This is a genomic window from Bacteroidales bacterium, assembly GCA_014860585.1.
Classification (GTDB): Bacteria; Bacteroidota; Bacteroidia; order Bacteroidales; family 4484-276; genus RZYY01.
Genome location: JACZJL010000008.1, coordinates 1 through 7096, shown reverse-complemented (window position 1 = coordinate 7096; position 7096 = coordinate 1). Strand labels below are relative to the sequence as shown.

At 44.5% G+C, this 7096-nt stretch carries 3 protein-coding genes; 1 reads left to right on the top strand and 2 read right to left on the bottom strand.

The window, feature by feature from the left end:
* Positions 1-186 (bottom strand): hypothetical protein (locus IH598_00970; GenBank protein ID MBE0637074.1); only part of this gene is annotated, 186 nt, incomplete at its 3' end.
* Positions 183-569 (bottom strand): hypothetical protein, encoded by a 387-nt coding sequence (locus tag IH598_00965; GenBank protein ID MBE0637073.1) that lies wholly within the window; start codon positions 567-569, stop codon positions 183-185. The genes IH598_00965 and IH598_00970, both read right to left, overlap by 4 nt.
* Positions 570-859: 290 nt before the next feature.
* Between IH598_00965 and IH598_00960 the strand changes: the two genes are divergently transcribed.
* A complete protein-coding gene (locus IH598_00960) occupies positions 860-7021 on the top strand; it encodes an InlB B-repeat-containing protein (GenBank protein MBE0637072.1) in 6162 nt (2053 codons plus the stop codon).
* Positions 7022-7096: the final 75 nt, after the last annotated feature.

Sequence of the window (7096 nt, the reverse complement as noted above, 5' to 3'; positions counted from 1 at the left end):
TTTTACTTTTTCATCAAGCAGTGCTAAAGTTTCTCCGAGCTCTTTGAACTTTACGTTCATGCTCTCTTTTTGCTGCTTAATCTCAATGGGCAAGTCTTTGCCGATGATAAGTGTAATATCCCTCGCATTGATATTCTGCAGAACGATGTTATCGTCGCCAGTAATATTTGCGGTGCTGACTGTCATCTGGTGATGGAGATGTTACCCTGGGTCGTGATGTCCTGAAAGCCAATGTTTTCATTACCCGTAATCGTCATGGTATTGGTCTTTGGCATCTGCACATTTTCTTTTTTCATGAGCGCCTGCAACTCTTCAAGTTTTGCAGCAAGCTGGTTTTGCAGAGCCTGGTTACCCTCAAGAACAAATTCGAGGTTGGCTTTGATGCTGTTCACACTCTCTTCAACCTGCTGATTTTGCTCGATCTGCTGCAGCTTTTCAGTGGCCGAAGGTTTTCCCAAAACGCCACCAATCCAGTTCATCACGCCTTTAACGGCATTACCAACGGCTTCATTTTCCATTAATTTATTTGCGCCACTCAGTATGACGCCTGCAAGTGTAATTGGGTCCATGATTATTAAGATGTTAGGTTATTAATTAAGTTCAAACATTCCTAAATCAGAAAGGTTTGCAGGAATAAGCCAAAAAATGTTAAATAATGATTTTTTACAATTATTCGGTCTTGTAAATACCAAAACCCGATCTATACCTGACAGGGTGCGATTCCGCGCGTATGTGGCTGGCAGGGTGTTGAAAATTAAAATTCCTCTCAATTTATTTGACATTTAATGCTATATTTGCCTCATCAATTCAGGCTTTAGTTCTTATCATATGCTGAATCGCCAATTAAAATCAAAAAAATATGAAATCACAATTACTTCTTTCAATTTTAATGATCATAGCAATTACCGGCGTTTATGGCCAGAAACCTACTATCACCTTAATTTTCACTGCGGATGAAAACGGTCAGCATTTACCACTCAACAGCATTCTCATCGAGAATTTAACCCGCGAAATTGATACTACCCTTTACGCTCCCGATACAGTGCTGGTGATTGATTATCTGGTCCGTGTCAATGAAAACCTCAACATCGGCGGCGATGGGTTTTACCTTTCTCAAAACTACCCAAATCCGTTCGGAGGCGAAACGACCGTTGATCTTTTTCTACCTGAAACCGAAAATTTGCAGATCATCGTGAGCGATATGCTGGGAAGGGAGTTGGTGATTCGAAATTTCCGGCTGGAGCGGGGCAATCATTCCTTTACATTTTACCCTGGCACGGAAAGTCTTTATTTTTTAACTGCCCGCTCGGATCGTTACAGCCAAACAATTAAAATGATCAACACTCCGGCACAATCCTTATCACTGAAAAATTGCGCATTGAAATACAATGGAGCAAAATCAGGTTTTGAGCAATATAAATCAGAAAATGAAGAAACCAGTTTTGTTTATTACCTCGGCGACCTCTTGAAATTCACGGCATTTGCCAACATCGGAGAGCGGGTTATCAGCAGTTCTCCCACAGGTGACAGAACCTATCATTTTAATTTTACAGGAACATCCTGTCCGGGAATCCCGACAGTTACGGATATTGACGGCAACGTTTACAATACCGTGATGATTGGCGATCAATGCTGGATGAAGGAAAACCTGAAGACAACAACTTACAGAAATGGGACACCTATTCCAAATGTAACTAATAATGACGAATGGGGCAATCTTATTACCGGCGCTTATTCCTGGTACGGCAATCTGATTCAATGGAAGGAGAGCTACGGTGCGTTATATAACTGGCATGCAACAGTTGATCCCAACGACCTATGTCCGGAAGGTTGGCATGTTCCTTCATGGGATAGTTGGACGCAACTGATCAATTTTGCAGTCTCGCAGGGTTACCCAAATCAACATAACGATCCAAATGGTGCAGGCAATGCACTTAAATCATGCCGTCAGTTGGATTCGCCATTAAGTGGCGGCTGCAATACAACAGAGCATCCAAGATGGAGCGCCCACGGCACGCATCACGGGTTCGATGCATTTGGATTTTCAGCCCTACCGGGTGGCTATCGCGTAGCCAATGGATTTTTCGCCTATCTATGGGGGTACGGAGGATGGTGGTCATCAACCGAAACCATACCAATAAGCGCCTGGAATCACCACATGTATCACTACGAAGCCAGTGTGATCATGTACAGCTACTTTAAAGAATATGGTTTCAGCGTACGCTGTTTGAGGGATGAAATACCTCCAACAACTTACCAACTAACCCTCGAAGCAGAACCCTCAGATGCCGGAACCGTTAGCGGCGACGGACAATACCAAGCCGGTGAAGATGTCAACATCTCAGTCACCGCCAACCCGGGCTGGGAGTTTGTTAACTGGACTGATGATGACGGAATTGTAAGTACAAATCCAAATTTCATCTACACCATGCCTGCGCAGGATATAACCCTAACCGCAAATTTTATTGAAGGTCAGAGTGTTTTTAACTGCGGAGAAATATTGATTGATCCGCGTGATGGCCAATCTTATGCAACCGTTCAAATTGGTTACCAATGCTGGTTGGCCGAAAACCTGAACATTGGAACAGAGATTAATGGCAATCAGGAAATGACAAATAATGGGATCTATGAGAAATATTGTTTTAATAACGATGAAGCAAACTGCGATATTTTCGGTGGTCTTTACCAGTGGAACGAAATGATGCAGTACTCCACCACGCCTGGTGTCAACGGTATTTGCCCCGAAGGATGGCATTTGCCCACCGTCGCCGAGTGGACTGCTTTAATCACATACGTCAGTAGCCAACCGGCATATCTTTGCAACAGTAATACAACCTACATTGCCAAGTCCCTGGCAGCAACTACTAATTGGGCTATGCATACCGGCACTTGCACTGTTGGCAATAACCTAACCCTCAACAATGCTACCGGCTTTACCGCTCTTCCGGGCGGATACTGCCATTCCGATGGGTCGTTCGGCTATTTGAACAGCTACGGCATGTGGTGGTCTTCGTCACAGTATGATGATGCCAAGGCCTGGTATCAAATAATGTACTTTAGTGGTGCACATGTGCACGGCGACAATTACTATAAATCGACCGCATACTCGGTACGCTGCCTCAGAGACGACTCACCTCCTCCGATCACCTACATACTCAACCTCGAAGCAGACCCGTTAAATGTCGGAACCGTCAGCGGCGCCGGACAATACCAAGCTGATGAAGATGTCAACATCTCTGCCACCGCCAACCCGGGATGGGAGTTTGTTAACTGGACCGATGATGACGGAATTGTAAGTACAACTCCAAATTTCATCTACACCATGCCAGCGCAGGATATTACCCTGACTGCAAATTTTATTGAAGACCAGGGTGGATTTAACTGTGGGGACACATTGGTTGATTCACGCAACGGCCAGTCTTATGCCACCGTTCAAATTGGCAACCAATGCTGGATGGCAGAAAACTTGAACATTGGAACAATGATTATCGGCACACAGGAAATGACAGACAATGGCATTATTGAAAAATACTGTTATGATAACGAAGAAGCAAACTGCGACATATATGGCGGTCTGTACCAGTGGGATGAAATAATGAGTTATTCCAATAGCCCGGGAGCTCAGGGCATATGCCTTGATGGTTGGCACATACCAACAGATGATGAATGGACGATTTTGACTGGTTTTGTGAGTAAGCAACCTGAATATTTGTGTAATAATGATAGTATTAACATAGCGAAAGCCTTAGCTGCAAATACCAACTGGATCTATTATTCTGACACCTGTTCTGTAGGATTTAACCTCGCCGGTAATAATGCCACAGGCTTTTCTTGCCTTCCGGGGAGTTTACGTCTTGCAAATGGTAATTTCGGCTATTCATTAGATGGCGATGGGTATTGGTGGTCATCAACGAGATACAGTAACAGTTATCCTTGGTCTCATTGGACAGTCTACTTTGAGAAAAGTATAATTCGCAGTACTTTCATTAAATTCAATGGCGCCAGTGTGCGCTGTATTATGGATAGCATACCTTCAGGCAATTACATTCTTAACCTTGAAGCAGACCCGGCAAATGCCGGTATATTAGATGGCGCAGGCAAATACCAAGCCGGTGAAGATGTCAATATCTCCGCCACCGCCAACCCTGGCTGGGAGTTTGTTAATTGGACTGATGACGATGGGATTGTAAGTACTACTCCAAATTTTATCTACACCATGCCTGCGCAGGATATTGCCCTTACCGCACATTTTATTATTGCAACTTACCAGCTAACTCTCCAGGCAGCTCCATTAAATGCCGGAACCGTTAGCGGCGACGGACAATACCAAGCCGGTGAAGATGTTAACATCTCCGCCACCGCCAACCCGGGATGGGAGTTTGTTAACTGGACGGATGACTACGGAGTTGTTAGCGAATTGGCAAGTTTTACCTACACCATGCCGGCGCAGGATATTACCCTGACTGCACACTTTATTGTTAAAACCCCTAACTGGCAGCCGTGCCCTGATACCCCAACTGTTACCGACTTTGACGGCAACGTTTACAATACTGTGCAAATTGGCGACCAGTGCTGGATGAATGAAAACCTGAAAACAACCCATTACCTGGACGGCACACCCATCGAATACCCCGGCGATAGTGCCCGCGCATGGCAATACAATGCCAACGGCGCTTATGCCTGGTACAACAATGATATATCCTGGAAAGACAGCTATGGTGCACTCTATAACTGGCACGCTGTTGGAAATCAAAATGGTTTATGCCCTCCGGGCTGGTACGTGCCCAGCAATGATGACTGGACACAATTGGTTGATTATGTGGTGGACCAAGGGTTCCCAAACGTACATCCTGATCCAAATGGCACAGGATATGCCCTCAGATCCTGCCGGCAGTTAAATTCACCGCTTGGAGAGGATTGTAATACATCAGAACATCCTCGCTGGCACTCTTACAATTTAGAATATGGCTTTGATGAATTTCTCTTTTCGGCGCTTCCCGGTGGTCGCCGGATTACTGATGGAACTTTCCACGGTATTGGTATTGGGGGCTATTGGTGGAGTTCTACCGAATCAAATATGGGAAAAGCTTTCCTTAGGCGAATTTTCTACTCTACCAGTCTCATCTACACCGACAACATGTATAAGTCGTTCGGACACAGTGTTCGTTGTTTGAGAGATGAAGGATTGCAAAGTACTTTCAATTTAAACCTTGAATTAAACCCTTTAGGTGTAGGAACAATTTCAGGAAACGGTGAGTATGAAGCCGGTGAAGATATCAATATCTCTGCTACCCCAAACGATGGCTGGGAGTTTGTCAACTGGACTGATGAAGATGATCAGGTGATAAGTATCAATATGAGTTTCGTTTTCACCATGCCGCCTGTAGATGTTACCCTGACAGCAAATTTCATTGATAATACCGGTTATGAATGTGGTATTTCAGAGATAACCGACTTTGACGGCAATGTTTACAACACTGTGCTTGTTGGCGGCAGATGCTGGATGAAAGAAAACCTGAAGACAACCACCTATAATAATGGAATACCTATTCCACACGTAACTGATGCAAATGAATGGATATCGCTGGAATCAGGCGCTTTTACCTGGTACAATAATAGTAGCTCATGGAAAGATGCCTACGGAGCTTTATATAATTGGTACGCAGCCGTGGATACAAACAGCCTATGTCCAAATGGATGGCATGTTCCAACTTTGGATGAATGGGTTCAAATGCATGTTTTTCTTGTTGATCAAGGCTATCTGAACCAGGACGAGTATTTTGGGGCTAGCAATGCCCTAAAATCCTGCCGTCAAATAAACTCACCCCTCGGTGGTGATTGCAATACGAACGAACACCCACGCTGGGAAGCAGATAATACACATATTGGCTTTGATGCATTTGATTTTTCAGCCTTGCCGGGAGGCATGCGCAGTCCAACAGGAGTTTTTGGGCTATTAGGATATCAAAGTCAATGGTGGAATGCTACAGAGATTGATATAGAGGAAAGCTGGAGCCAAAGTATGTTCTATGCATCTGGAACTATCATATCATTTAATTCAAAAAAAATAACCGGTTTAAGTGTACGCTGTATCAAAGATATAATCCCCAACATTTATGGTCTTAACCTTGAGGCAGAACCGTCAAATTCCGGCACAATTAGCGGTGCAGGGCAATATGAACCCGACGAGCTGATTAACATCTCCGCCAATGCCAACCCCGGCTGGCAATTTGTTAACTGGACTGATGACGACGGAATTGTAAGTACAACTCCAAATTTCATCTACACCATGCCGGCTCAGGATGTTATCCTGACTGCAAATTTTATTGAAGACCAGGGTGGCTTTAACTGTGGAGACACATTGGTTGATTCACGCGACGGCCAGTCTTATGCCACCGTTCAAATTGGCGACCAATGCTGGATGGCAGAAAACTTGAACATTGGAACAATGATTATCGGCACACAGGAAATGACAGACAATGGCATTATTGAAAAATACTGTTATGATAACGAAGAAGCAAACTGCGACATATATGTCGGTCTGTACCAGTGGGATGAAATAATGAGTTATTCCAATAGCCCGGGAGCTCAGGGCATATGCCTTGATGGTTGGCACATGCCGACTGATGCTGAATGGATGCAATTGGTTGATTATGTGGTAGCACAGGGTTACCCAAATCAAATGGGAAATCCAACCGGCGCCGGAAATGCCCTTAAATCCTGTCGGCAGGTAAATTCACCAATGGATGGCGACTGCAATACAACCACGCATCCACGCTGGAACCAAAATATTACCCACAGTGGATTTGATGAGTTTGGCTTTTCTGCACTTCCAGGCGGTTACCGTTTCATTGATGGAGCATTTTATGGCATTGGTGACCTCGGGTTTTGGTGGTCTTCAACACTGGGACCACCTATACTAACCTGGATCCGTTACATGGTCTATGACACAGCAGTTGTTTACCGCCAGGAAGGATATAAAACGAGCGGATTTAGCGTCCGATGCCTAAAAGATGAGTAAAGACCAAATTTGGAATCAAAAAAATATGAAATCAAGACTGCTTCTTTCAGTTCTAATGCTCGGTTTGATCCTCGG